This is a genomic window from Corallococcus macrosporus (assembly GCF_017302985.1).
GTDB lineage: Bacteria > Myxococcota > Myxococcia > Myxococcales > Myxococcaceae > Corallococcus > Corallococcus macrosporus_A.
Window position 1 is genome coordinate 497,729 of sequence record NZ_JAFIMU010000002.1, and the last position, 24,223, is coordinate 521,951.

Below are 24,223 nucleotides of genomic sequence, written 5' to 3' on the forward strand. Positions count from 1 at the left end.
GTTCAGCCGGGCAGGCCGGTCATGTCCACCGGCGGCTCCCTCAAGGGCAGCGTCACGCGGAAGGTGGTGCCGCCGCCCGGCGTGTCCTCCACGTCGATGCGGCCCTGGTGCGCCTCCACCACCTGGCGCGACACCCAGAGCCCCAGGCCCAGGCCGCCGTAGTGGTGCGTGGACACGGCGCGCTCGAAGCGCTCGAAGATGCGCTCGCGGTCCTCCGGCTTGATGCCGATGCCGTGGTCCACCACGGTCAGGCGCACCACGTCCCCGTCCGGCTGGAGCGTCACGGTTACCGGCCGGCCCCGGCCGAACTTCAGCGCGTTGGCGACCAGGTTGTGCACCACCTGCGAGATGCGTGACGGGTCGAAGGGGCCCACCACCGGGCCCTTCACGTCCACGGTGAGCGGCGTGCCGTCGCGGCGCGCCTCCTCCTCCGCGAAGCGCGTCACCTCCACCAGCAGGTCGCCCAGGTCCACCTCCGAGCGGGTGAGCTTCAGCCGGCCGCTGGTGATCTGCGACACGTCCATCAGCACGTCCACCAGCATCGCCAGCCGGCGGATGAAGGACCGGGCCTGCTTCAGGCGCTCCAGCGCCTTGGGCGGCGCGTCCCGGCCCAGGCCGCGCTCCACCAGCTCCAGGTGCAGCTGGAAGGCCGCCAGCGGCGTGCGCAGCTCGTGGGCCGCCACGGAGAGGAAGTCGTCCCGGGCGCGCAGCGCTTCGGCCAGCCCCTCCGCGCGGGCGCGCTCGTTGGCCATCTCTCCGCGCATCCGCGCGAGCTTCAGGTTGGACGCGATGCGCGCGAGCAGCTCCCCGGCGGAGAAGGGCTTCACCAGGTAGTCATCCGCGCCGGACGTCAGGCCCTGCACCGTGGCCTCTTCGCCGGCCTTCGCGGACAGCAGCAGGATGGGCAGCTCGCGCGTGGTGGGCGCGGCGCGCAGGGCCTTGAGCAGGCCCATGCCGTCCAGCTTCGGCATCATCACGTCCGACAGCACCAGGTCCGGCGGCCGGGCCAGCGCGGACTCCAGGCCCTTCAGGCCGTCCGTCACGGCCTCCACGTCGTACTCGGGGGAGAGCACGCGCTGGATGTAGTCGCGCATGTCCCGGTTGTCGTCCACCAGGAGGATGCGCGCGCGCTGCGCCGGGCCCGGGTCATGGCCGTCCGCCGAGGCCGGGTGCTGGTGCGAGGACTGCGTGCGGTCCTTGGGCCTGGTGACGTTCCACAGCAGCGCTTCCTCGACGTAGGCCGACGTGGCCTCGCGCGCCGCGGAGCGCGGCCGGGCGGCGTTGCGGATGCGCTCCGGCGGCAGGTGCGCATGGCCCAGCGGCAGCTCCACGGTGAAGACGCTGCCTTCGCCCTCCGTGCTGCGCGCGGACACGGCGCCGCCGTGCAGCCGCGCGAACTCCTGCACCAGCGCGAGCCCGATGCCGCTGCCCTCCACGGTGCGCGACGGCGAGCCCTGCACGCGGTGGAAGCGCTCGAAGAGGCGGGGCAGCTCGTTCGCGGGGATGCCGGAGCCGGTGTCCTCCACCTCCAGCGTCACCCGCTGCCCGGACTCGCGCAGCCGCAGCGTGACGCCGCCCTGGAGCGTGAACTTGAACGCGTTGGACACCAGGTTGAGGACGATCTGCTCCCACAGGTCCGGGGCCACGTAGACGGGCTGGGACAGGGGCGGGCAGTCCACCGTGAGCTTCAGGCCCGCGCGCTCCATGGCGGAGCGGAAGCTGGCGGCCGCGTCCTTCGTGAGCGCGGCCAGGTCCGCGGGCACGAAGCGCTCCTCCTTGGGGCCCGCCTCCAGCTTCGACAGGTCCAGCAGCGCGTTCACCAGCTTGAGCAGGCGCCCGGCGTTGCGGTGCACCCGCTCCATCTCCTTGCGGACCTCGTCCGACAGCGGGCCCGCGCGGCCGGCGAGCAGGTCCTCCGTGGGGCCCAGCATCAGCGTCAGCGGCGTGCGGAACTCGTGGCTGACGTTGGCGAAGAACTCCGACTTGAGCCGGTCCAGCTCGCCCAGTTGCTCGTTGGCCACGCGCAGCTGCTGGTTGGCCTCTTGAATCTGCTGGGCGCGCCGGAAGATTTCGCCCTCCATTTCATCCGCGCGGGCCCGGAGCGCGGCGTGCTGGCGGCTCTGCTCGTCGTCCGGCTGCCGCTGGTGGATGAAGTCGGTGACGTCCTCCACGCGGTGGATGATGTGGCGCAGCGTGCCGTCCTCGCCGAACACCGGGCTGTTCAGCGGGCTCCAGTAGCGCAGCTCGAAGCCGCCGCCGGCCTCCGGGGGCCGGGGGATGTCGTACTTCTGGACCGCCATCGCGTCCGGGGCGCCCGTCTTCACCACGCGCTCCAGCGATGCGCGCAGGTTGGTCACCCCGGTGGCCCCCGATTCCTGGGGGTTGTCCGGGAAGACCTCGAAGATGTGTCGGCCCAGGATGTCCTCGCGCCGCGTCCGCGTGGCGCGCAGGTACGAGTCCGTCACCGCGACGATGACGAACCCCGGCGTCAGCACCAGGTACGGGTTGGGTGAGGCTTCGAACAGGCTCCGGAAGTCCGGGGCCGGCGAGGGGCTGGGGGGCATCACGCGTCCTCAGATGCGGAGGAGTGCGTGGAATTAGTCACTCGCCCCCGGGATGGCCAGGGGAGAAAGGGGGCCCCGGCCCCCGGTTTTCAACCGGTGGACGCTTCGGCTCAGGCGGCGGGGGCCGCGTCCGTGGAGGCGACCGCCTGCTGCGAGGGCGCGGCCACCAGTGGGGGCGGCTGGGCCTTGAGGCGCGCGTAGTCGAAGCAGGCCACCGCGATGGAGGCCACCGGCACCGCGAACAGCGCGCCCCAGAGGCCGAAGAGCTTCTCGCCCGCGATGAGGGAGAAGGCCACCACCACGGGGTGGATGCGCGCGGCCTCGCCCATGATCTTCGGGTTGAGGAAGTACGCCTCCAGCGCGTGGATGCCGATGATCCACAAGAGGAGCGCCACGGCCTTCTGGAAGCCGTCCGCCAGCGCGATGAGCACGATGGGCACCGAGCTGATGATGGTGCCGAAGATGGGGATGAGGCTGAAGAGCGTGGCGATGGTTGCCAGGAGGAACGCGAACTTCACGCCGAACAGCAGCAGGCCCAGCAGCGTGAGGCCTCCGTTCACCAGGCAGATGGTCACCTGGCCGCGCACCACGCCGGACAGCGACTTGTCGATGCGCGCCACCAGCGTCTTCGCGTCCGGGAGCAGCTCCGCGGGGATGAGCGTGCCGAAGTAGCGGCGGATGGCCTGCGCGTCGATGGAGAAGAACGCGGCCACCATCAGGATGAAGAACAGCATGAAGACGCCGGCCAGCACCTCCGTGACGATGCGCCTGGACACGTTGACGATGTCTCCCAGGTTCTCCCTGGCGAACGACGTCGTGCGGGCCACCGCGTCGGTGAGCATCTGCTCCAGGTCCAGCGCCAGGCTGAAGCTGCCCTGGGCCCCCGCCGCGCCCTCCATGGCCCGGTCCGACAGCGCCACGGGGATGCCGTACACGTTGAGCCACTCCTCCGCGCGCTGCGCGAGCGTCTGCACGTGCTCCGGCGTGAGCGCGCTGGCGAAGCCCGCCATCTCGCGGCTGATGCGCGCCACCTCGCGGTAGAGCTGCGGCACCAGCGCGACGAAGAAGAGGTACACGGCGAGGAAGAACCCCGCGTAGATGGCGAGGATGGCCACCCAGCGCGGCACGTAGCGGCCCGCCACCTTCAGCCGCGTGATGCGCGCCACCAGCGGCTGCACCAGGTACGCGATGAGCGCGGCGCCCGCGAAGGGCATCACCACCGAGCGCAGGGCGAAGAGCGTCACCGCGAGGGCCACCCACAACCCGGCGAGGAGGAGCAGGCGCTTGCGGCGTTCGTCGGGGGCGGTGGCTTCCACGGGCTGCGACATGCACCCGGGCTTAGGGCACCAGCCTCCCTCCTGACAAGCACCCACGGGAAAGCTTCGCCCGGCCCGGGCTCCTCTGTCCCCCAAGGGTCAGGAAATGCCTCGGGTGAGGGGGCAGGCAGGCGGGCTTCAGGCCTGGGGCAGCCCGGTCCGGTCGCCCAGGCGGGCCTCCAGCCGCTCCAGGCAGTCGCGCATGAGGCGGCGCTTGATGCGGCCCTGGGTGGCCTCGCCCAGGCCCAGCATCTGTTCGGTGAGCCAGCGGGTGAGGAAGAGCAGGGGGACGCGGTCCCCGGCGTTCAGCCCGTGCTCCAGGTAGCGCTTGTTGCGCACGTAGTCGTCGAAGGCGTCGAACTCGCGGGCCAGGTCCCACTTCGCCAGGCGCAGGGCCTCCGTGTAGACGGCCGGCTCCGGGCGCCGGGTGGCCTCCTGGAACAGCGGGGCGAACTCGCCCAGGGTGGCGGGATCCAGGTCCTGCACCGGCGGAGGCCAGGACGCCAGGTCCTTGGCGAGCAGGCGGGCCACCTCGTCCAGCAGGTGGTCCACGAGGGCGACGGGCTTGAGGTCGAAGAGGTGGTCCCAGCGCGAGGGCATGTGTCAGGGGCTGGCGGCGGCGGTCAGGGCCACCGGAAGGGGAGGGGACGGAAGCTCCGGCGCGTGGACGACGGGCGTCGGGGTGTCAGCATAACCCAGCGCCAGCTCGCGCTGGATGACCTCCCACACGGCCCGGCGCGTGAGCAACTCGCCGTGGGGCACCACGCCGGACAGCTCCACGTTGGAGACGTTGGGCTGTCCGTCCACGTCCAGCACGGAGGACGGGTAGCGCGCGATGACGTCGTCGCGCGAGTAGATGGACGTGAGCCGCACGTGGCGCGGGAAGGCGCCCATGCCCAGGTCCTTGATGAAGCGCGAGGTCGGCGTGAGCTGCCACATGCTGCGGCTGAACCAGCCCAGCGTCGCGCAGCCCAGGTAGGCCATGCGCGTGCCCCGGTGCGGCGTGCCCAGCGTGATGAGGTTCTTCACGCGCGCGTCCCCGCCCAGCCGCTTCACGTAGTACGTGCCGATGAGGCCGCCCTTGGAGTGGCCGATGATGGTGAGCGGCCCCATGCCCGGGTGGCGCTCGTAGAGCCGGTCCACCTTGCCGCGCACCTTCTGGGCCAGCTCGTCGATGCGGTGCGTGTTGAAGCGGTCCATGGTGCCGCCCAGGTGGATGGACCAGACGCAGTAGCCCTCGCGGCGCAGGCGGTGCTCCAGCACCTCCAGGACGCGGCGCGTGCTGAAGAAGCCGTGCAGCAGGAGCACCGGCTTCTGGCAGTGCTTGAAGTCCGTGCGGCGCACGACCTGGTTGCCACGCGGATCCAGGTCCACGTAGCTGGCCAGGTACTTCAGGTGGCACTTCAGCTTCCGGTACTGCATCACGAACGGATTCATCCCCAGCCCCCGTCCTGCAACACGGTGCAAGCTAGGGACCGTGGGGGCTCGCGGCCTGGATCAGCGCCCGTCCGTTCAGGTGAAGTGTTCGAGGAAGTTCATCAGCACCCGGTGCGCGAGCGGCGTCGGGGTGATGCCGGACAACAATCGGGGGACGTACTCGCCCTGGGGGATGCCCTTCTCTTGCGCGAGCGCGTCCAGCTTGTCCTCGCGGGCGAGGATGACCGCGCGCATGGCGTCCGTGGGCATCTCCGGGTGGAACTGCACGCCCCGCACGTTGGGACGGAAGGCGAGCGCCTGGTGCGCGGTGTTGGCGTTGCCCGCGAGCACCGTGGCGCCCTCTGGCAGTCGCGAGACGATGTCCTCGTGGGTGGCCTGCACGGCGAAGCGCTCCGGCAGGCCGGTGAACAGCGGATCCGCGCGGCCCTCGGGTGAGAGCGTCACCTCCACGGTGCCGGTCTCGCGGCCGTTGGGGTTGCGCGTCACCTTGCCGCCGTAGGCTTCCGCGAGGAGTTGTTGGCCAAAGCACACGCCGAGCACGGGGATGCCCTGCTCGCCCGCCTCCGCCATGAAGGCGCCCGCGCGCTCCATCCACGGCTCGCGCTGCGTCACCGACAGCGGAGAGCCCGTCATCATCACCGCGTCGTAGCCCTTCGCATCCTTCGGCAGGGGCGCGCCTTTGTGCACCGGGAGGATGTCGAAGCGCTGGCCGGACAGTCCGATGGTTTGCAGAAACCACCGCTCGTAGTCGCCCACGGAGAGCTGGACGGAGGTCGCCGCGTCGCCGGCTTTCAGCAGGAGGACGTTCTTCATGGGGGCAGCTTGCCGCGTCATGCCCTCATTCCTACCGTGTCCTGCCGTCCGTGTCCGGTGCCCGCCACTTCCAGGTCGCTCGTGCGCCGTGCTCACCCGAGGCTTCGCCATGACCGACGCTCGCTCGCTCACTCCCAAGCTCCCTGTGCTCAAGCTGCTCATCGACGGGCAGCAGGTGGATCCGATTGAAGGGGGCACCTTCGCGGTGACGAACCCCGCCACCGGTCAGAAGATCGCGGACGTGCCCGCCGGCACCGCTGCGGACGTGGACCGTGCGGTGAAGGCCGCGCGCCGCGCCTTCGAGTCCGGCCCGTGGGGGAAGATGACCGGCCGCGAGCGCGGCAAGCTCATCCGCAAGCTGGCGGACCTGCTCTTCGCGCGCCGCGAGGAGTTCGCGCTCGTCGAGTCGATGAACAACGGCAAGACGTTCCGGGACGCCATCCGGGGCGACGTGGCGCCGGGCGCCGCGACGCTCGCGAACTTCGCGGACCTGGCCAGCACCATCATGGGCGAGGTGCTGCCCGTGGACGGCCCCTTCCACACCTACGCGCTCAAGGAGCCGGTGGGCGTGGTGGGCATCATCGTGCCGTGGAACTACCCCACGTGCATGCTGGGCTGGAAGCTGGGGCCCGCGCTGGCCTCCGGCTGCACGGTGGTGGTGAAGCCGTCCGAGTACACTCCGCTCACCGCGCTGAAGCTGAGCGCGCTGGCGCTGGAGGCGGGCTTCCCGCCCGGCGTCATCAACGTGGTGACGGGCCTGGGCGACCCCGCGGGCGAGGCGATCGCCCGGCACCCGGACGTGGACAAGATTTCGTTCACCGGCTCCGGCCGCACCGCGCGCCGGCTGCTCCAGGCGTCCGCCGCGAGCAACCTGAAGAAGCTGACGCTGGAGCTGGGCGGCAAGAGCCCGCAGATCATCTTCCCGGACGCGGACTTCGACCGCGCGGTGGAGGCGTGCTTCTGGGGCATCTTCGGCAACAAGGGTGAGACGTGCAACGCGGGCAGCCGCGTGCTGGTGCACGAGCAGGCCTACGAGGCGTTCGTCGCGAAGCTGGCGCAGAAGGCCGGCACCATGAAGGTGGGCGACCCGCTGGACGCGACCACGGAGATGGGCGCGCTGGTGAGCCAGAAGCAGATGGACGTGGTGCTGGGCTACATCGAGAGCGGCAAGCAGCAGGGAGCGAAGCTGCTGGCGGGCGGCGGCCGCGACACGGACGGCTTCAAGGCGAAGGGCTGCTTCGTGAAGCCCACCATCTTCGGCGACGTGAAGCCGGACATGAAGATCGCCCAGGAGGAGATCTTCGGTCCGGTGCTCAGTTGCCTGCGCTTCCGCGACGACGCGGAGGCCATCTCGATGGCCAACAGCACGCAGTACGGCCTGGCCGCGTCCATCTGGACGGGCGACGTGGCCAAGGCGCACGCGCTGGCGAAGCAGGTGAAGAGCGGCGTGGTGTGGATCAACTGCTTCAACGAGTTCGACGACGCGGCGCCCTTCGGTGGCTACAAGGAATCCGGCTGGGGCAAGGACCTGGGCCACCACGCGCTGGACGGCTACCTCCAGACGAAGGCCGTGTGGACGAAGCTGCCGTCCCCCTGACGCGAAGCCGCGCGCGCTCCGCTTTCCATTCCACTGCTCCACCGCCGCATGACGAAGAAAAGGAAGGTCCCGATGGCATCGCGTCCCAAGGCCAAGGTGCTCACTCATCCGGCGATGGCCCGCCGGGCCCGCGCGAAGGAGCGCACCGAGGGTGGGCCGCGCGCGGTGCCCGGACAGCAGGGGGACCTGGACTCCCTGCGCCGGTGGATGGACGAGAAGGGCGTCCGCAAGGTGAAGCTGGGCGCCATCGACGTGGATGGCGTCTTCCGCGGCAAGTACGTGTCGCTGGAGAAGTTCTGGAGCGCCGCGAAGAGCAACATGGGCTTCTGCGACGTCGTCTTCGGCTGGGACCTGGGCGACGAGCTGCTGGACAACACCAAGGTCACGGGCTGGCACACGGGCTACCCGGACACGCCCGCGAAGGTGGACCTGTCCACCGCGCGCATCATCCCGTGGGAGCCGGACACCGCGGCGTTCCTGCTGGACTTCGTGAACCCGGACGGCACGCCCTTCGAGGCGAGCCCCCGCCAGCTGCTCCAGAAGATGGGCCAGCGCGCGCGCAAGCTGGGCTTCCTGCCCAAGTTCGGCGCGGAGTACGAGTTCTTCCTCTTCAAGGAGGGCCCCCAGAGCCTGCATGAGAAGGGCTTCCAGAACCTCACGCCGCTGACGCCGGGCATGTTCGGCTACTCGTGGCTGCGCACGTCCATGAACGCGCCGCTGGTGCACGCGCTCATCGACGGCTGCAACGCGTACGGGCTCAACATCGAGGGCTTCCACACGGAGACGGGCCCCGGCGTCTTCGAGGCCGCCATCCGCTACGACACGCTGGAGCTGGCGGCGGACCGCGCGGCGCTCTTCAAGACGGTGGTGAAGGAGATCTGCGCGAAGCACGGCGTGTCCGCGTGCTTCATGGCGAAGGTGGACCCCAAGCTGCCCGGCTGTTCCGGCCACGTGCACCAGTCGCTGTGGAACCTGAAGGACGAGGAGAACCTCTTCCACGACCCGTCCCAGAAGCACGGGATGAGCAAGCTGATGCGGCACTACATCGGCGGGCAGGTGGCGCTGATGCCGGAGCTGACGGCGCTCTACTGGCCCACCATCAACAGCTACAAGCGCAGCGTGGAGAACACCTGGGCGCCCACCACCGCGACGTGGGGCCTGGAGAACCGCACCTGCGCCATCCGCGTCATCGGCGACAGCCCCAAGTCCATGCGCATCGAGTACCGCCAGCTGGGCGCGGACATGAACGCGTACATCGGCATGGCGGTCAGCCTGGCCGCGGGCCTGTGGGGCATCGAGAACGAGGTCGAGCCGCCCGCGCCCGTGCTGTCCAACGCCTACGAGGCGAAGCACACCAAGCCGCTGCCCCGCAACCTGAAGGACGCGGTGGCGCTGCTCAAGAACAGCGAGCGCGCCCGCGAAATCCTGGGCGAGGGCTTCGTCGACCATTTCGTGCGCACCCGCGAGTGGGAGGTGCGCCAGTACGAGCGGGCGGTCACCTCCTGGGAGCTGGAGCGCTACCTGGAACTCATCTGATTCGGAGGAGCACGCTTCCATGAAGCATTTCGACATTCCCTCGGAGCCGCGCGTCACGGAGATGTCCTGGCCCACGCGCATCGTGTTCGGCGCGGGCGCGCTCCAGCGGCTGCCCGCGCACGCGACGCGGTTGAACATGAAGCGCCCGCTGCTGGTGACGGACGCGGGCGTGGTGAAGGCGGGCCTCGCCACGCGCGTCACGGATGTGCTCAAGGCGGCGGGCATGGACTGCGCGGTGTTCGACCGCGTGGAGCCCAACCCCACGGAGAAGGACGTGTTCGCGGGCCTGGAGGCGTACCGCGCGCACAAGGCGGACGGCATCGTCGCCCTGGGCGGTGGCAGCGCGCTGGACGCGGGCAAGCTGGTGCAGTTGCTCACCACGCACGAGCCGCCGCTCAGCCGCTACGACGACGCGAAGGGCGGCGACCAGTACGTGCGCGACGACCTGCCGCCGCTCATCGCCATCCCGACGACGGCGGGCACGGGTTCGGAAGTGGGGCGCTCCGGCGTGGTGACGCTGGCGGACACGGGCCGCAAGACGGTCATCTTCAGCCCGTACCTGCTGCCCAAGGCGGCGGTCATCGACCCTGAATTGACGCTGGGCCTGCCCCCGTCCGTCACGGCGGCCACGGGCATGGACGCGCTCACCCACTGCATCGAGGCGTACGTCGCCAACGGCTTCCATCCGCTCGCGGACGCGGTGGCCATCGACGGCGTGATGCGCGTGGGGCGCTCGCTGGTGACGGCGGTGAAGGAGGGCAAGGACCTGGCGGCGCGCACCGACATGATGGTGGCCGCGATGGAGGGCGCCATGGCCTTCCAGAAGGGCCTGGGCGCGAGCCACGCGCTGGCGCACGCGCTCACGCCCATCTCCAACGTGCCGCACGGCCTGGCGAACGCCATCGTGTTGCCCGCGGTGATGGAGTTCAACCGCGCGTCGAGCACGGCGCGGCTGGCGCGCATCGCCATCGCGCTGGGGGACACGTCCAACGCGCGCGAGGAGGTGCTCGCCGCGAATGCCATCGACCGCGTGCGCAAGCTGGCGGCGGCCGTCGGGATTCCCACGCGGCTGCGCGAGGCGGGCGTGCAGGAGAAAGACCTGGAGCACATCGCGGAGAAGGCCTTCCAGGACGCGTCCCACCAGGGCAACCCGCGCACCGTCACGCAGGCGGACCTGCTGGCCATGGCGCGCGAGGCGTACTGAGGCCGCGGCTTCATCCCGACTTGATTTCAGAGTGTTTCAGCGGGGCCTCTTCCGAGGGAAACGGGAGGGGCCCCGTGCCTTTGGCGCGCGTGAATCCAGCGGGGCCTCCTCCGTCAGAAGGTTCAGAACGCAGCACAACGCGGCTCACGGAGGCAGGTCATGAAGGCAATGCTCAAGAAGATGGTGGTGGCTGTGGCGCTCGTCGCGAGCACCCCGGTGATGGCGGCGGACTTCCACGCCGCCAGCCCTCTCGTGAGCCGCCAGGACCAGCGCCGCATGGAGCGCGAGCGTCAGGAGCGCGAGCGGCAGGCCCGGCTGGAGCGCGAGCGGCAGGAGCGGATGCGCCAGGAGCGCGAGCGTCAGGCCCGGCTGGAGCGCGAGCGTCAGGAGCGGGAGCGCCGGGAACGCGAGCGGCTGGCGAAGCTGGAGCGTGAGCGCCAGGAGCGTGAGCGTCTGGCCCGCATGGAGCGCGAGCGACAGGAACGGGCACGCCTGGCGCGGCTGGAGCGCGAGCGGCTGGCGCGGCGGGACCGGGGCTCGACGTACAACGGTGGCTGGCTGAACTAGGCAGCGTCACAGCCTGAATGCAGCACGGAGGCCCGGGGGCGGAAGCATCCACCCTCGGGCTTCTGCGCGTCTGGAGGTCAGTGGGGTGTGGACTCCGCGGACAGCATGCGGGTGCCGGCATCGCCTGTTGCTTCCGGTCTGGCTTTCTCCGGTGTGAACTCCAGCGTCTCCACGAAGATGCTCCCCGGCAGCCGCAGGTCCATGGCGGTGATGCGCTCGCGGTCGCGCAGTTCATAGAGCTGCTGCGCCACCCAGCCCGAGGGCACGGGCTCATCCGAGAAGAAGACGTAGACGCGCACCTTCCCCTCCTGCAGGGGGACGCGGAAGCTGGTGTTTGCGATGGGCTGGTTCGCGTCGCAGCGGATGGAGCGCTTCTCCCGCGTGAGCGTGAGCTGCCGGATGACGCCCTTCTCGGACGTCGTGAAGAGCAGGCAGTAGGGCAGCTGTCCCTCCATGGGGATGATCTCCATGGTCGCGGGGCCCGTCCGCTTCACCAGCGCTCGCTTCGCCTTCACGGGCGGCGGCGCGGTGTCGCAGCCCACGCCGCCCGCACCCAGCGCCATCATCATCAGCAAGCCCGTCCAGCGCGTCATGTGTTCCTTCCCGGGCAGGTGGACTGGCCGGCATCGCGAGTCTACCCCGACGCAACCCGGCTCGATTTCAGAGTGCTTCCGCGGGAAGCATCCACCCTCGGGCTTCTTCGCGTCGGGCGGTCAGTTCGCCAGGGGCTGCACGGACAGCGTGTTGGTGCCCGCGTCCGAAGCCGTGCCGCCATCGGACGTCACCACGCCGCCCGCGCCCACGACGACGCCCGTCGCTTCCGGCTCGCCCGTCTCCGGCGTGAACTCCAGCGTCTCCACGAAGATGCGCCCTGGCAGCCGCAGGTCCATGGCGGTGACGCGCTCGCGGTCGCGCAGGTCGTAGAGCTGCTGCGCCACGGAGCCCGCCGGCACGCGCTCGTCGGAGAAGAAGATGTAGACGCGCACCTTCCCCTCCTGCACCGGCACGCGGAAGCTCGTGTTGGCGACGGGGCGGCCCGGGTCGCAGCGGATGGAGCGGTTCTCCCGCGTGAGCGTGAGCTGCCGGATGACGCCCTTCTCCGACATCGTGAAGAGCATGCAGTAGGGGAGCTGTCCCTCCACCGGGATGATCTCCATCGTCGCGGGGCCCGTCCGCTTCACCTGGGCGCGCGTCACCTTCGCGGGCGGCTTCTGGTCGTCGCAGCCCATGAACCCCGCACCCAGCGCCATCACCGTCAGCAAGCCCGTCCAGCGCGTCATGTGTGTCCTCCCCCGGCAGGTGGATTGGCCGACACCGTAAGCCTACCCCGGCGCCATGCCTTTCAGTCCTGTCCGGTCTTCAAGCATGCCTCCGCGCCCGCCGAGTGCTCGGTCGTGCACATGGCCTGTTGCGTCATCCTGGACCGGGACTACTCCGGGCGCTGGTAGACGATGACCTGCGGCGTTTCGTCCAGGTACAGCCCGGTGACGGGCGTGCGCGTGCCGAAGGCCTGCCACGTGAGGAACTCGTGCTCGCGGAACTCCTGGTGGTACTGGTACGCGACGATGTCCGCGTCGAACGGGCTGTTCACCGCCCGCACGTCCTCGCGCAGCATCCCGTTGCGCTGGTAGTCGCGGAACGAGAAGCCGTTCACCTCGTGCAGGTAGATGCGCGCACCCGGCTTCGCGTGTTCGTTGATCCACGGGAGCACGCCGGTGACGTGGCTGGACCAGAACTGGCGCTGCATGCCCAGCGTCGCCGCGCCCGGCAGCCCCCCCGCCAGCTCCGAGTACGCGGCCGTGCCGTAGGGGAACACGCGCACCAGCCCCAGCAGCGCGGGCACCAGCAGCAGCGCGAACACCGGCACTGTCACCTCGAGCGGTGACACCGACGGCCGCCGCGCCTTCAGCAGCTCCCACAGCGCGAAGCACCCGCGCGCCACCGCCGCACCCGCGAGGATGCCCAGGAAGGGCATGGACGGGAACCAGTGCTTCACGCCGCCGAAGTGCGGCACCTGCGGGTGGCTGATGATGAGGATGGACGTCACCGCGTTGACGCCCACCAGCGCCTCCGAAGCGGTGGGCATCCGCACCCATTCGCGCGTGCGAGCGTTGAGGCTCAGCAGCGCCCGGCCCACGAGCGCGACGAAGCCCGTCACCATGGGCGCGAAGAGGCTGGTGGGCACGGTGAGCGCCGTCTTCACCACCACGTACGTGAGCGGGAAGGGCGGCCCGCGCATCAGCGTGCCCAGGTAGAACCAGGCGTAGTGGTTGTGCGTCGCGTGGAAGGCCAGGTACCACGCGGTGCGGTCCACCGGCGCGTGCCACAGGTAGGGCCAGTGCAGGTAGAAGAGCACGGGGCCCAGCACCGCCATCGCCGCCAGCGGCACCAGCGCGCGCGTCACCGGCAGGCTCACGGGCTTCAAGTCGCGCAGCAGCACCACGCTGCCCACCGCGAGCCCCACGAAGAACAGCGTGTGCGGGCTCAGCAGCAGGAACTTCTTCTGGAACGCGTCGGGCCCGCCCAGGAACACGACGAGCAGGCCGTACAGCACCGCCACCGCCGCGTAGAGCCCCACGAAGCGGCCCAGCCGCACGCGGGCCTCGGGCACGCCTTCGCTCGCCTGCCACGCGCGCCACAGCGCGAACGGTGACAGCACGAAGGGCATGAAGAGGGCGTTGTGCTTCGTGGCGATGGCCAGGCCGAACGCCACGCCGCACGCGATGCCCCAGCGGGTGCTCTCCAGCGCGCGCCAGAAGCAGTACACGACCAGCAGCCACATCGCGGCCACCGGCATGTCGAAGCACGCCAGCTCCGCGTTGAAGTACTGGCGGGGCACCAGCAGGAAGGAGAGGGCGGCGAACCACCCCGCGGTGCGGCCGTACAGCGCGCTGCCCAGCAGGAAGCACAGCGCGGGCACCAGCGCCGACATCGCGAACGCGGGCAGCCGGAAGGCCGTCGCGTCGCGCATGACGCCCAGCGTGTCGTGGAAGAGCAGGTGGCTCAACCCGAACAGCGTCTTCATCAGCACCGGGTGCTCGTGGTTGTAGTCCCACGCGCGCACGATGGCGCTGTCCGTGAACGCCTGCGCGGGCGAGTGCAGGAGCAGCCGGAACCACTGCGAGTAGCCCTCCGCCGCCGCGAAGTAGACGCTCTCGTCGCGCGTGAAGCCCACGGCCGCTTCCGTGGTCCACAGCGCCGCGAACCCCAGCACCCACAGCGCCAGCGCCGTGAGCTTCTCCTCGCGCGTCGCGGGGCGTCCCGTCAGCAAGGGAACCGTCATGGCTTCACCCCCGCCGCGGGCTCCAGCGCCATCACGTCCAGGCACACCTGCCGCGACTCCGCGTTGTCCGCCTGCACCCAGACCTTCACCGTGCGCGGCGGTCCGGGCGGCAGCACCACCTCCGCCTTCTGCACGCCCTCGCGGCCCGGCGGGATGGGCACGTCCAGCAGGCGCTCACCCGTGGCCGCGTCATCCACGCCCAGGGACGTGGTGGACAGGCGCGGGTCCTTCGGGTGCGCGAACTCGAAGATGATGCCGCCCTCCAGCCGCAGGCCCATGCCCGAAGGCACGTTGGCGAACTCCGCCACCAGCCGCTGCGGCCCTCCCGGCGCGTGCATCCACAGGCAATGCCGGGGCTCGTAGAAGATCTCGTGCCACTCCGGCGCCACGTACAGGTGCGGCGGGCCGGGGCAGCGGTGCGCGCGCCCGTCGAAGGGACAGTCGCGGCGCGAGCCATCCGGCTGCTCCAGGTACACGCGCGCCGCGCTCGCGGACTCGCTCGCCACCCAGTGACGGGGGCGGTAGCGGCCGTTCTCATAGAGGCGCAGCGACAGCGGGCCCATGCGCGCTTCGGGGCCCAGCGCCTTGCGTCCGGGCAGGAAGGCCGCGTCGAACGCGCCCACGTCGGAGCGGGGCAGGTCCGGCTGGCCCAGCACCCAGATGCGCGGGTGCGCGCCCAGGTCCGCGCGGTCCGACTCCAGCCACCCGTACACGGGGATGGAGGAGGGCACGAAGAGGCGGGCCCGCTCCGTCCACCAGGGGAACAGCAGCACCGCGTCCCCGGGCCGCGCGTCGCGGGCCAGCACGTCCGCCATGGCGCGCTCGTCCGCGTCCGTGGGCAGCCGGCCCGGAAGCCTCAGCTGGAAGACGAGGCACAGGAGCGCGACGAGGAGCAGCGCCCCCAGTTCCACCAGGGGCAGGGCGCGCAGGGCCTTAGGACTTGGCAAGACGGATCTTCTGCTCGCTCTTTTCGCGGCAGAAGGTGCAGAAGATGTGGTCGCCCTGGTTGAAGGACGGCGTCCAGGGTGGATACATCGAGCAGCGCGGATCCAGGCAGTGGTGCAGCTCCCAGAGCGTGCCCAGCTGGTGCAGCGCGTGGCGCGCGATGGGCTTGAAGTCCTTCTCCAGGTCCTTGAACGGCGCGATGGAGAGGATTGCCCGGTCCTTGCCGTACCGCGCGAAGCCGGACGTGGGCGCCTTGCCGCTGGGCAGGTCGCGGTCCTTGAGCTTGCGCGAGGTGAGCAGCAGCACCTTGTCGTCCTTGTAGGCCCGGATGCCCTTCACCTCGTCGAGCAGCTTCTCCGCGTCCAGGGGCTCGGACATGCCCGCGGGGATTTCCGCGGAGCCGCTGTGCTCGCTGCCCACGCCGAAGGCCGTGTAGAGCGTGCGGTTGAACTTGGCCAGTTGCTTGTCGTCGAAGGGGTCCAGCGTCACGACGCGAATCACGGGGCGTCACCTCGGCGGGAGGGCCCTCGCGCGGTGCCGGGCGCGCGCTTGCGGCGCGACGCGGGCAGCCGGGAGGGCCGTGGAGTCCTGCGGTTCACTCGTCCTCGGCGGGCTTCGCCTTGGGCGGACGGCCACGCTTCTTCGGCGCGGCGGGCTCCGCGGGCGCGGCGCCCTCGGGCGGCTTGGCCTTGGGCGGACGGCCGCGCTTCTTCGGCGCGGCGGGCTCGGCGCTCTCCGCCGTCACCTCGGGCTTCGGCTTGGGCGGACGGCCGCGCTTCTTGGGAGCGGCGGGCTCGGCGCCTTCGGCCGGCTTGGCCTTGGGCGGACGGCCGCGCTTCTTGGGTGCGTCCTCGGCCGCCTCCTCGCCGCCTTCCTCCTCGGCACCTTCCTCGGAGGACTCCTCCTCGGACTCGGACTGCGGCTCCTCGTCCGAGGGCAGGTCCAGCTCTCCGCCCTCCAGACCCATGAGGTCGCCGTCCAGGTCCATGTCGTCCTCGTCGCCACCGGGCCGCGCGAACTCCGCGGCGGTGCGCTTGGGACGCTCCTTCCCGGGCGGGAAGAGGACGATGTCGATGGAGTCCTCGGCGTTGGCCTCGGCGGTGCCCAGCGCGGCGGCGACCTCCGACACCAGCAGGTGCCGCGCGTTGTCGTAGAGCTCGCGCTCCTTGGTGGGCAGCGGCCGCAGCTCACTGAGGACCTGGAGGCCCTTGACGACCTCCGCCAGCCCCAGGATGCCGCCCTGGGTCATGCGGTCCAGGTTGGTGCGCGCGCGCTGCTTCCAGTCCAGGTCCGCCTTGTCGCTGTCCGAGCGGAGGAACGCGTAGATCTCCTCCACGTCCGCCGGGCTGGCGACCTTGCGCACGCCGATGGAGATGATTTTTCCCTGCGGCACCATTACGACCGCGCCGTCTTCCTCGCGGCGCATGGTGACGAAGGTGAGGCTCTGTCCGGCCACCTCTTTCACATCGATGGCGGCGACGCGACAGACCCCCTGGTTGGGGTAGACGACCCGGTCTCCAACCTGGAGCTGGAGTGCAGCGGACCCTTCTGGCATGGCCCCCTCGTGAGCGGGTGGATGAGCACTGAAGCGAGCGCCCGGTCGTAGCACCGTGCCCCGCCGGATGCCACGAGATTACCGGGGAAGCATTGTCATCCGGTTGGCATTGCGCTGCGCTTCCAGCAGCCGGGCCATGACCTCGTGAGCCTGCGCGTCCAGGACAGCGTCGATCTGGGCATCGGTCGGTCCCTCGTCCGCCGTGCTTCCGGGCCGCGCGTCCACGCGAGTGGAAAGTCCCACCGTGGCCGTCACCGCGATCCCCAGGCCCAGCACCGCCAGCAGCTTCTTCATTGAGCGTCCTCCGTGGCGGCCCAGGGTAGGGGCGCGTCCCGGATGATCAATTTTTCGGCTACAGGCTGGCGGCGTCCTGTAGCGGCCCGTCGCGCGCGCTACTGGTGCAGCGGCGCCACCGGGGTCACCTCCAGCGTGAGGCCCCCGGCGTTGTCGTTCACGTCGTCGTCCGGGAACGCGAGCCGCAGCCAGCTCGCGCCGCGCATCACCGTGGGCTGGTTGACCTCCAGCACCTCCAGCGTGCCCGGCGCCATGGCCGGAGAAGCGCCCGCGCCGTGCAGCGCGAGCACGCCGCCCACCTCTCCGCCGCCAAAGCCCCGCGTGCGCGCCGGCTCCTGCGCCGCGCGCACGACGACGCGGTAGGTGGTGGACGGATCCAGCTCCCGGAGCGTGAAGCCGTCATGGGGCGACAGCGAGACCGCGTGCCGGCGCGCGTCCAGGAGCAGGGTGGTGATGGCGCCGCTCGCCTGTTCGCGCACGTGGACCTGGAGCGCGCCGCGGTTGTCGTCGGGGCGGTCGTCCCAGAGGAACACGTAGAGGACGGAGGCGTCGCGCACCAGCACCTCGTCCGCGCCCACCAGGCCGAAGCTGTCGCGCGCGGCCAGGGCCGTGCCGCCCTCCAGGAAGTAGACCGCCTGGGCCACCGGCAGCGGGCCGCCCACCGACACGCGGCCCTCCACGCGCAGGCCGTAGGCGCGGGACGGATCCAACCGCATGCGCGCCGCCTGGGTCGGGGGCACGCGCAGGGCATGCGCGACGGCGCTGAGCGCGAACGGGCCTCCCGCGGAGTAGCGCGCGCCAGAGACGGGCGCGTCGTCCGGGCCCGCGCGGGGCAGGGCGCGCGCGGAGGCCGGGTGCTTGGGCGCGAGCCGCGCGTGGACCGCCAGCGTGGTGCCGCGCTCGGCGTGCACGCGCTGGCTGAAGGGCACCATGCCCGGCATCAGCACCTCCAGCACGTGCTCGCGGTCGGACGGAAGCTGGGTGATGAGCGTGGGCGTCGTCTCCCGCTGGATGCGGCCGTCCACGCGGATGGTGGCGCCCGCGGGCGAGGAGCTGAGCTCCACCGCGAACGTATTGGAGCCGCCCATGACCAGGCCCAGCCAGGTGGCCACGAGCGCGGCCACCACCACCGGCGCGCCGCGCACCGCCCAGCCGCGCAGGGAGCGGTGCCACGCGGGCGGCGGCGCGGGCGGCAGCGCCTGCGGGGGCAGGGGCTGCGTCGTCAAATCCCCCCGGGGCTCGCCGTGAGGCTCGGGCACGTGGCGGGGCAGCTCCGGCGGCGTCTGCACGGGCGGCGGCTCCGCGATGCCGCTCCAGCGGCCCACCCGCGCGATGAACTCGCGCGGCAGCTGCACCGGGCGGCCGGCCTCCACGAGCTCCGGCTCGAAGAGGTAGCCCATGAAGTGGCCCAGGTCGCTGGCGGACACGTCCGGCGCGGTGATGTGGAGCTGCCGCGCCAGCGCCTCCGCGAAGGCCTGCGCGGTGGGGTAGCGCTGCTCCGGGCTGGTGGCCATCGCGGTGAGCAGGATGCGCTCCAGCGCGGCGGGGATGCCCGGCACCCACTCGCGCGGCCGGGGGAAGTCGCCCTGCGAAATCTTGCGCAGCACGTCCTGGAGCGAGCCCTCGAAGGGGCGCCGCCCGCAGAGCATCTCGTAGAGCACCGTGCCCGCGGCGAACACGTCCGTGCGCGCGTCCAGCGCCTCGCCGCGCGCCTGCTCCGGCGCGAAGTAGACGTACTTGCCCTTCGCCACGTCCGTGTTCGTGTCGCTGCGTCCGGCAAGCCGCGCCCGCGCGATGCCGAAGTCCACCAGCTTCACCTGCCCCTCGAAGGAGAGCAGCACGTTCTGCGGGCTCACGTCCCGGTGGACGATGTGCAGCGGCCGGCCGTTGTCGTCCAGCCGCGTGTGCGCGTACGCCAGGCCGCGCAGCATGTCGATGGCCACCAGCACCGCCAGGGGCGGCGGCAGCGCGGGCAGCCCCTTCTCCCGCGCGCGGCGCAGCACGTGCGAGAGCGGATGGCCGTCCACCCACTCCATCGCGAGGAAGTACTCGCCCTCCACCTCGCCGAAGTCGAAGATCTGCGCGATGTTGCCGTGCGACAGTCCCAGCGCGATGCGCGCCTCGTTGATGAACATGGACACGAACGCGCTGTCGTCCGCGTAGCCAGGAAGGATCTTCTTGATGACCACCGGCTTCGTGACGCCCGCCACCGCCGTCATCCGCGCGCGGTAGATCTCCGCCATGCCGCCCGTCGCGATGCGCTCGAGCAGCTTGTACTTGCCGAATTGGAAGCCGGCGGAAGGCTGCGGCACGTTCGAATCGGCTCCTGTCGAGGGGAGGCCTTCGGAAAAACCGCGAGAAGCTATCATGAGGCCATTCAGACGCTCCGGGTGGAAAATTCCGCTACGCTCGCCAGCCTGTTTGCGTAACCCTGCATTCTTCCTCCTGTTCTTGAGCAGCCTGGCATCAGTTGGCTGCCGCGAATCCACGCCCGCCGGGCCGGCGCCAGCGGCGTCCTCCGCGACCCCCCTCGGCGCGGACGCGGGAGCCCCTCCGCTGGCTCCCGTCGACGCGGGCACCTGGGCGGACGCCACCGTCACGCCCGCGTCCGCGCCCGTCTATGGCGAGCCGCTCCCGGACGACGTCCTGCGGCTGGTGCTGTCAGGGGAGCAGGCGCGGCTGGGCGCGGAGGCCTTCGTGCCCGCGCGGGGACAGGACGCGGACCGGCTCGCGGAGCGGGTGCGGGGCAGGGACGTGCTCGTCACGGTCGAGGACGCGGACACGTTTCTCGCACAGACGTCTGACACGCTGGCGGTGCTGCGCACGCAGGCGCGGGCCGTGTGGCTCCAGCACCCGGACGCACCGGTGGCCTACCCGCTGGTGCTGCGCGACGAGCAGGGCTTCCGGGCGTGGCTGGAGGAGGTGGCGCCCGGCAAGCTGCGCATCATCCAGCGCGCGGACGGCTTCGAGCTGACCACCAGCGTGGGCAAGCTGCCGGGACCGGACCGCAATGGCCCGTCCGTGCCGGTGCGAGGCGGGCGCCAGGACATCGCGACGCTGCGGCGGGAGCTGGCCCGGCTCAAGGGGCGCTTCACCACGTCGGAGGACCTGTGCCTCGTGCCGTCGTTCGGCACGGAGGTGGTGCAGGTGGCGCGGGCGCTCGGCGGCACGTATGCCGCTCCGGAGGAGGGGCTCTTCGACACGCTCTGCCTCGTGTACCCCACGCCCCGGCCCGCGCTGGACGCGGGTTCCCCGTAACATGGGCCGGCCTGGCAGGCGGACACGCACCCGGGGTGGACTCTCATCCCATTGAGGTGGTGGGGCCACGCCGCTACTACCCCTGTCGGTCCGCGCGCCCTAATGTGCCGCGCGCCTTTTTTCCTGAAGGCTTCGGAGGGCACTGCTCCCTCCCCGGAGGTCGTTGATGGTCGCCGCAACCGAGCCCGCTTCGCGTCCCCAGGATGTCCTCGCTGGGGCGACGTTCCTCTTCCAGGAGGTGGGCGCCACCCGCATCCTCACGCCGGAGACGTTCTCCGAGGAGCAGCGGCTCTTCTTCAAGACGGCGCTCCAGTTCTGCCGGGAGCAGGTGCTGCCCCAGGCCGCGCGCATCGAGGCCAAGGACAATGCGCTGCTGCGCGACCTCCTGCGCCGCGCGGGTGAGCTGGGCCTCTTGAGCGTGGACATCGCGGAGACCTACGGCGGCACGGGCCTGGACAAGACGACGTCGCTGCTGCTCGCGGAGGCCATGAGCCTGCTGGGCTCCTGGTCGGTGACGTCCAGCGCGCACACCGGCATCGGGTCGCTGCCCATCGTGTGGTTCGGCAACGAGGCGCAGAAGGCGAAGTACCTGCCCAAGCTCGCCACGGGCGAGTGGGTGGCGGCGTACGCGCTGACGGAGCAGGGCAGCGGCAGCGACGCGCGCGGCGCGAAGACGAAGGCCGTGAAGTCCGCCGACGGCAAGCACTACGTGCTCAACGGCTCCAAGCTCTACATCACCAACGCGGCCTTCGCGGACGTGTTCGTCGTCTTCGCGCAGGTGGACGGTGACAAGTTCACCGGCTTCATCGTGGAGAAGGACACCCCGGGCCTCACCGTGGGCCCGGAGGAGCACAAGATGGGCATCCGCGGCTCGTCCACGTGTCCGCTCTACTTCGAGGACGCGCAGGTGCCCGTGGAGAACCTGCTGGGCGAGCTGGGCAAGGGCCACCGCATCGCCTTCAACATCCTCAACTACGGCCGGCTGAAGCTGGGCGCGGGCGTCATCGGCGGCATGAAGCTGCAGCTGCAGAGCGCGCTCAAGTTCGCGCAGGAGCGCAAGCAGTTCAAGGCGCCCATCGCCACGTTCCCGCTCATCCGCGAGAAGCTCGCGCGCATGGCCACGCTCGTCTACGCGGTGGAGAGCATGACCTACCGCACGGCGGGCCTGGTGGACGGGCGGCTGTCGTCGAAGGAGCGCTCGGACGCGGACTACGACGCGCACGTCATCGCCGCCATGGAGGAGTTCGCCTGCGAGGCCTCCATCATGAAGGTCTTCGGCTCGGAGGCCCTGGGCCACCTGGTGGATGACGCGGTGCAGGTGCACGGCGGCGCCGGCTACATCGAGGAGTACCCGGTGGAGCGCGCCTACCGCGACGCGCGCATCAACCGCATCTTCGAGGGCACCAACGAGATCAACCGCATGCTGATCACCGGCATGCTGCTCAAGCGCGCCGTGAAGGGCGACCTGCCGCTGTTCGCGCAGGCGCGCTCCGTGGCGGAGGAGCTGAGCCGCGGCGAGCGTCCCCGCGCGGGCCGCCAGGACGCGCTGGCCAATGAAGAGATCGCCGCCGAGTGCGCCAAGCACCTGGCCATCCACGGCATGCGCCTGGCCGCGGAGACCTTCGGCACGGAGCTGGACAAGCACCAGGAGGTCATGGCCGCGCTGGCGGACGTGGTGATGGACGCGTACGCCCTGGACTCCATGGTGACGCGCACCCGTCAGGCCGCCACCGGCGGTGTGCAGGACCCCGTGCGCGTGGCGCTGGTGCGGCTGTACGCGATGGAGTCCACCACGCGCGCCTTCGAGCGCACCCGCCGCGCGCTCTGCGCCACGCTCAAGGGCGACGCGCTCTCGCTGGAGCTGAAGCGTCTCACCGCCCTGGACGCCTTCACGGCGTACGACCCGGCGGAGCTGCGCGAGACGATTGTCGCGGGCCTGGAAGAGGCCGGCGGCTACCCGTACAACCCGCTGTAGCCTGTCGCGCCGCGCGGGTGCCCTGGCCGAGCGTCAGGGCATCCGCGACACGGCATCCAGGCCGAAGCTGACCCGGGCCCGCCAGGGCGCGGGCGGCAGATGCTCCAGCACCATCAGGGCCTCCAGCCGCTGGAGCATGTCCGGCCGCAGCCGGCCGAACGTCGCGCCGAAGCCCGGCGTCATCGCCTGCGTCGCGCCCTTGCGCGGCACCGACGACGTCCAGGCCACCTCGCCGTGCAGCAGGAGCGGGCCCTCCTTCATGTCCATCTCCATGAGGAAGGGCGTGCCCACCTGGACCTCGCGGGGCAGGGCGGGGGCCTCCACCTCCAGGCCCACGCCGCCGCGGGAGATGTCGCGCACGTAGAAGAACGGCGCCCGGGGGTCTGCCTCCCGCGCGCGCAGGTGCAGCGGCATGCGCGGGAAGCGGCGCAGGCCGTTCTGCTCCTCCTGGGCGAAGATGAACTGGAGCACCGCGTCCAGCGCGCTGCGATCCTCCGCGCCGTCGTAGCGCACGGTGAGCATGAAGCGCTCGCCGGGGCGCGGCTCCACCTTGACGACCTCGCCCAGCACCTCCACCGGACGCGGCATGCCGCCCGCGTGCAATTCGAAGGTGAAGCGGGTGCCCAGGGGCAGGGCCTTGCGCGTCTCCAGGGTGACGCCGCCCTGACCCACGCTGCGGGTGTACTCACCGACCAGCGACTGCGGGGTCTTGTAGGCCACCTTCAGTCGAACGTTCGTGCTCACGCGCCCAGACTCTCAGGCTGTGAGCGGAAAAACTCAAGTTTGCCCCACCCTCGAAGGTAGGCCCTCCGGCACGCGCCCTGAGTGATGTCCGGCGCCGGGCGCGGCGTGTTCCAGCCTGTTGCGCGCTTTCTTGACCCCCCTGGGGGGGGCGCGTATGTATGCCGGCCGCAGAGGGGTAAGAAGTGGGAAGGAGTGGTGGTCCGTCCCGTGCTGGGCTGAAAAGGTGGATCGTCCCGCGTGTTCCGAGGCGTCTATGAGCACCAGATCGACGCGAAGGGGCGCACCAGCCTCCCGGCCAAGCTGCGGGAGACGCTGGTGGGCGCCTACGACGAGCGGCTCATCGTCACCACGGCCCTGGACCCCTGCCTCCACGCCTATCCGGTGCGGGAGTGGGAGGCGTTGGAGACCGCGCTCGCCCGGCGCAACCCCATGGAGCCGGGGGTCAAGACGTTGATGCGGCTGTACGTGGCCAGCGCGCAGGAGTGCCCGCTGGACAAGCTGGGCCGGTTGCTCATCCCGCCGTCGCTCAGGGCGTACGCGAAGCTGGAGAAGGAAGTGGTGTGGGCGGGGATGGTGAAGGTGATTGAGCTTTGGAGCCAGGAAGGTTGGGCGAAGGCGCAGGAGGACGCGCGCCAGGAAGCCACCTCCCAGGACGTGTTGAGGGTGCTGGGCGAGCTGCGCCAGCCGTAGCCAGGAAGTCGACAGCCTCGAGTTCGCAGGAGAAGGGTGGGTCAAGCGCATGGACCAGGTGCAGGAGGTTCGTCGGAACAGGGCGGTGGTGGCGGCGTCCGAGCGCGTGGAGACGCTGATGCTCGAGGGCGAGCTGGAGGAGGCGGACCTGCTCAAGCTGTGCGAGGACCTGATGCACCGGCTGCACCGGGGCACCCGTCAGGTCGTCCTCGACTTCGCGGACGTGTCGCACCTGAACTACCGGGGCGTGCGCCCGCTGATGGCCCGCACGGAGCAGTTCCGCCGCGCCGGCGGTGACGTGAAGCTGTCCGGGCTGTCGCCGTACCTGGCCGCCATCTTCCGCGCGGCCGGCGCCCACGACACCTTCGAGCTGTACCCGCACATGAACGATGCCCGGGCCGCCTTCCAGCTCGCGCGCGCTCCCTTCGTCTGACCCGTACCCAAG

The 24,223-nt window shown here is 70.8% G+C and carries 22 protein-coding genes; 8 read left to right on the forward strand and 14 right to left on the reverse strand.

Going from position 1 to position 24,223, the window contains the following annotated elements; translation table 11 throughout:
• Window positions 1-2: 2 nt before the first annotated feature.
• The 5 genes from JYK02_RS02465 to JYK02_RS02485 all read right to left on the reverse strand — a co-directional run bounded on the left by JYK02_RS02465 (window position 3) and on the right by JYK02_RS02485 (window position 6,130).
• Window positions 3-2,564: an ATP-binding protein gene (locus JYK02_RS02465; protein ID WP_207048230.1), complete on the reverse strand. Its 2,562-nt coding sequence runs from the start codon at window positions 2,562-2,564 to the stop codon at window positions 3-5.
• 110 nt (window positions 2,565-2,674) lie between these two features.
• The gene (locus tag JYK02_RS02470) at window positions 2,675-3,892 is read right to left on the reverse strand and encodes an AI-2E family transporter (RefSeq protein ID WP_207048231.1); all 1,218 of its coding nucleotides are present in this window, start codon (window positions 3,890-3,892) and stop codon (window positions 2,675-2,677) included.
• 126 nt (window positions 3,893-4,018) lie between these two features.
• Window positions 4,019-4,480 (reverse strand): hypothetical protein, encoded by a 462-nt coding sequence (locus tag JYK02_RS02475; protein ID WP_207048232.1) that lies wholly within the window; start codon window positions 4,478-4,480, stop codon window positions 4,019-4,021.
• 3 nt (window positions 4,481-4,483) lie between these two features.
• The gene (locus tag JYK02_RS02480; protein ID WP_207048233.1) at window positions 4,484-5,317 is read right to left on the reverse strand and encodes an esterase/lipase family protein; all 834 of its coding nucleotides are present in this window, start codon (window positions 5,315-5,317) and stop codon (window positions 4,484-4,486) included.
• 75 nt (window positions 5,318-5,392) lie between these two features.
• Window positions 5,393-6,130 carry a glutamine amidotransferase gene (locus tag JYK02_RS02485; protein WP_207048234.1) on the reverse strand — a complete coding sequence of 246 codons (738 nt, stop codon included), beginning with the start codon at window positions 6,128-6,130 and terminating at the stop codon, window positions 5,393-5,395.
• Between the two features lie 109 nt (window positions 6,131-6,239).
• Here JYK02_RS02485 and JYK02_RS02490 point away from each other — a divergent pair, with 109 nt between their 5' ends.
• The 4 genes from JYK02_RS02490 (at window position 6,240) to JYK02_RS02505 (ending at window position 11,034) form a co-directional block, all read left to right on the forward strand.
• On the forward strand, window positions 6,240-7,727 hold the full coding sequence (locus tag JYK02_RS02490) for an aldehyde dehydrogenase family protein (protein WP_207048235.1): 1,488 nt from the start codon (window positions 6,240-6,242) through the stop codon (window positions 7,725-7,727).
• 72 nt (window positions 7,728-7,799) lie between these two features.
• Window positions 7,800-9,263 (forward strand): glutamine synthetase family protein, encoded by a 1,464-nt coding sequence (locus JYK02_RS02495; RefSeq protein ID WP_207048236.1) that lies wholly within the window; start codon window positions 7,800-7,802, stop codon window positions 9,261-9,263.
• 19 nt (window positions 9,264-9,282) lie between these two features.
• A complete protein-coding gene (locus JYK02_RS02500; protein ID WP_207048237.1) occupies window positions 9,283-10,467 on the forward strand; it encodes an iron-containing alcohol dehydrogenase in 1,185 nt (394 codons plus the stop codon).
• Window positions 10,468-10,626: 159 nt separating this feature from the next.
• Window positions 10,627-11,034, forward strand: a complete 408-nt coding sequence (locus tag JYK02_RS02505; protein ID WP_207048238.1) for an ATP-dependent DNA helicase — start codon at window positions 10,627-10,629, stop codon at window positions 11,032-11,034.
• Between the two features lie 77 nt (window positions 11,035-11,111).
• Here JYK02_RS02505 and JYK02_RS02510 read toward each other — a convergent pair whose 3' ends face one another.
• From JYK02_RS02510 to JYK02_RS02545, 8 genes are all read right to left on the reverse strand, one after another.
• The gene (locus JYK02_RS02510) at window positions 11,112-11,627 is read right to left on the reverse strand and encodes a hypothetical protein (protein WP_242588297.1); all 516 of its coding nucleotides are present in this window, start codon (window positions 11,625-11,627) and stop codon (window positions 11,112-11,114) included.
• A 120-nt stretch (window positions 11,628-11,747) separates the two neighbouring features.
• The gene (locus tag JYK02_RS02515) at window positions 11,748-12,314 is read right to left on the reverse strand and encodes a hypothetical protein (RefSeq protein WP_207048239.1); all 567 of its coding nucleotides are present in this window, start codon (window positions 12,312-12,314) and stop codon (window positions 11,748-11,750) included.
• Window positions 12,315-12,463: 149 nt separating this feature from the next.
• Window positions 12,464-14,317, reverse strand: a complete 1,854-nt coding sequence (locus JYK02_RS02520; protein WP_207048240.1) for an ArnT family glycosyltransferase — start codon at window positions 14,315-14,317, stop codon at window positions 12,464-12,466.
• Window positions 14,314-15,264, reverse strand: a complete 951-nt coding sequence (locus JYK02_RS02525; RefSeq protein WP_207048241.1) for a hypothetical protein — start codon at window positions 15,262-15,264, stop codon at window positions 14,314-14,316. The genes JYK02_RS02520 and JYK02_RS02525 overlap by 4 nt, the downstream gene beginning before the upstream one ends.
• Window positions 15,251-15,763 carry a hypothetical protein gene (locus JYK02_RS02530; protein ID WP_207048242.1) on the reverse strand — a complete coding sequence of 171 codons (513 nt, stop codon included), beginning with the start codon at window positions 15,761-15,763 and terminating at the stop codon, window positions 15,251-15,253. The genes JYK02_RS02525 and JYK02_RS02530 overlap by 14 nt, the downstream gene beginning before the upstream one ends.
• A 94-nt stretch (window positions 15,764-15,857) precedes the next feature.
• Window positions 15,858-16,817 (reverse strand): CarD family transcriptional regulator, encoded by a 960-nt coding sequence (locus JYK02_RS02535; protein ID WP_207048243.1) that lies wholly within the window; start codon window positions 16,815-16,817, stop codon window positions 15,858-15,860.
• A 78-nt stretch (window positions 16,818-16,895) separates the two neighbouring features.
• Window positions 16,896-17,111, reverse strand: coding sequence for a hypothetical protein (locus tag JYK02_RS02540; RefSeq protein WP_207048244.1), 216 nt, complete (start codon window positions 17,109-17,111; stop codon window positions 16,896-16,898).
• A gap of 98 nt (window positions 17,112-17,209) precedes the next feature.
• Window positions 17,210-19,423 (reverse strand): protein kinase domain-containing protein, encoded by a 2,214-nt coding sequence (locus JYK02_RS02545; protein WP_207048245.1) that lies wholly within the window; start codon window positions 19,421-19,423, stop codon window positions 17,210-17,212.
• 133 nt (window positions 19,424-19,556) lie between these two features.
• Between JYK02_RS02545 and JYK02_RS02550 the strand changes: the two genes are divergently transcribed.
• On the forward strand, window positions 19,557-20,369 hold the full coding sequence (locus JYK02_RS02550) for a hypothetical protein (protein ID WP_431603468.1): 813 nt from the start codon (window positions 19,557-19,559) through the stop codon (window positions 20,367-20,369).
• 166 nt (window positions 20,370-20,535) lie between these two features.
• A complete protein-coding gene (locus tag JYK02_RS02555) occupies window positions 20,536-22,344 on the forward strand; it encodes an acyl-CoA dehydrogenase family protein (protein ID WP_207048246.1) in 1,809 nt (602 codons plus the stop codon).
• Between the two features lie 33 nt (window positions 22,345-22,377).
• On the opposite strand, the gene JYK02_RS02560 is transcribed toward JYK02_RS02555, so the two are convergent.
• On the reverse strand, window positions 22,378-23,088 hold the full coding sequence (locus JYK02_RS02560) for a PilZ domain-containing protein (RefSeq protein ID WP_207048247.1): 711 nt from the start codon (window positions 23,086-23,088) through the stop codon (window positions 22,378-22,380).
• 237 nt (window positions 23,089-23,325) lie between these two features.
• Here JYK02_RS02560 and mraZ point away from each other — a divergent pair, with 237 nt between their 5' ends.
• Window positions 23,326-23,778, forward strand: coding sequence for a division/cell wall cluster transcriptional repressor MraZ (mraZ, locus tag JYK02_RS02565; RefSeq protein WP_207048248.1), 453 nt, complete (start codon window positions 23,326-23,328; stop codon window positions 23,776-23,778).
• Window positions 23,779-23,827: 49 nt separating this feature from the next.
• Window positions 23,828-24,211, forward strand: a complete 384-nt coding sequence (locus tag JYK02_RS02570) for an STAS domain-containing protein (RefSeq protein WP_120523313.1) — start codon at window positions 23,828-23,830, stop codon at window positions 24,209-24,211.
• The last annotated feature ends 12 nt before the right edge of the window (window positions 24,212-24,223 follow it).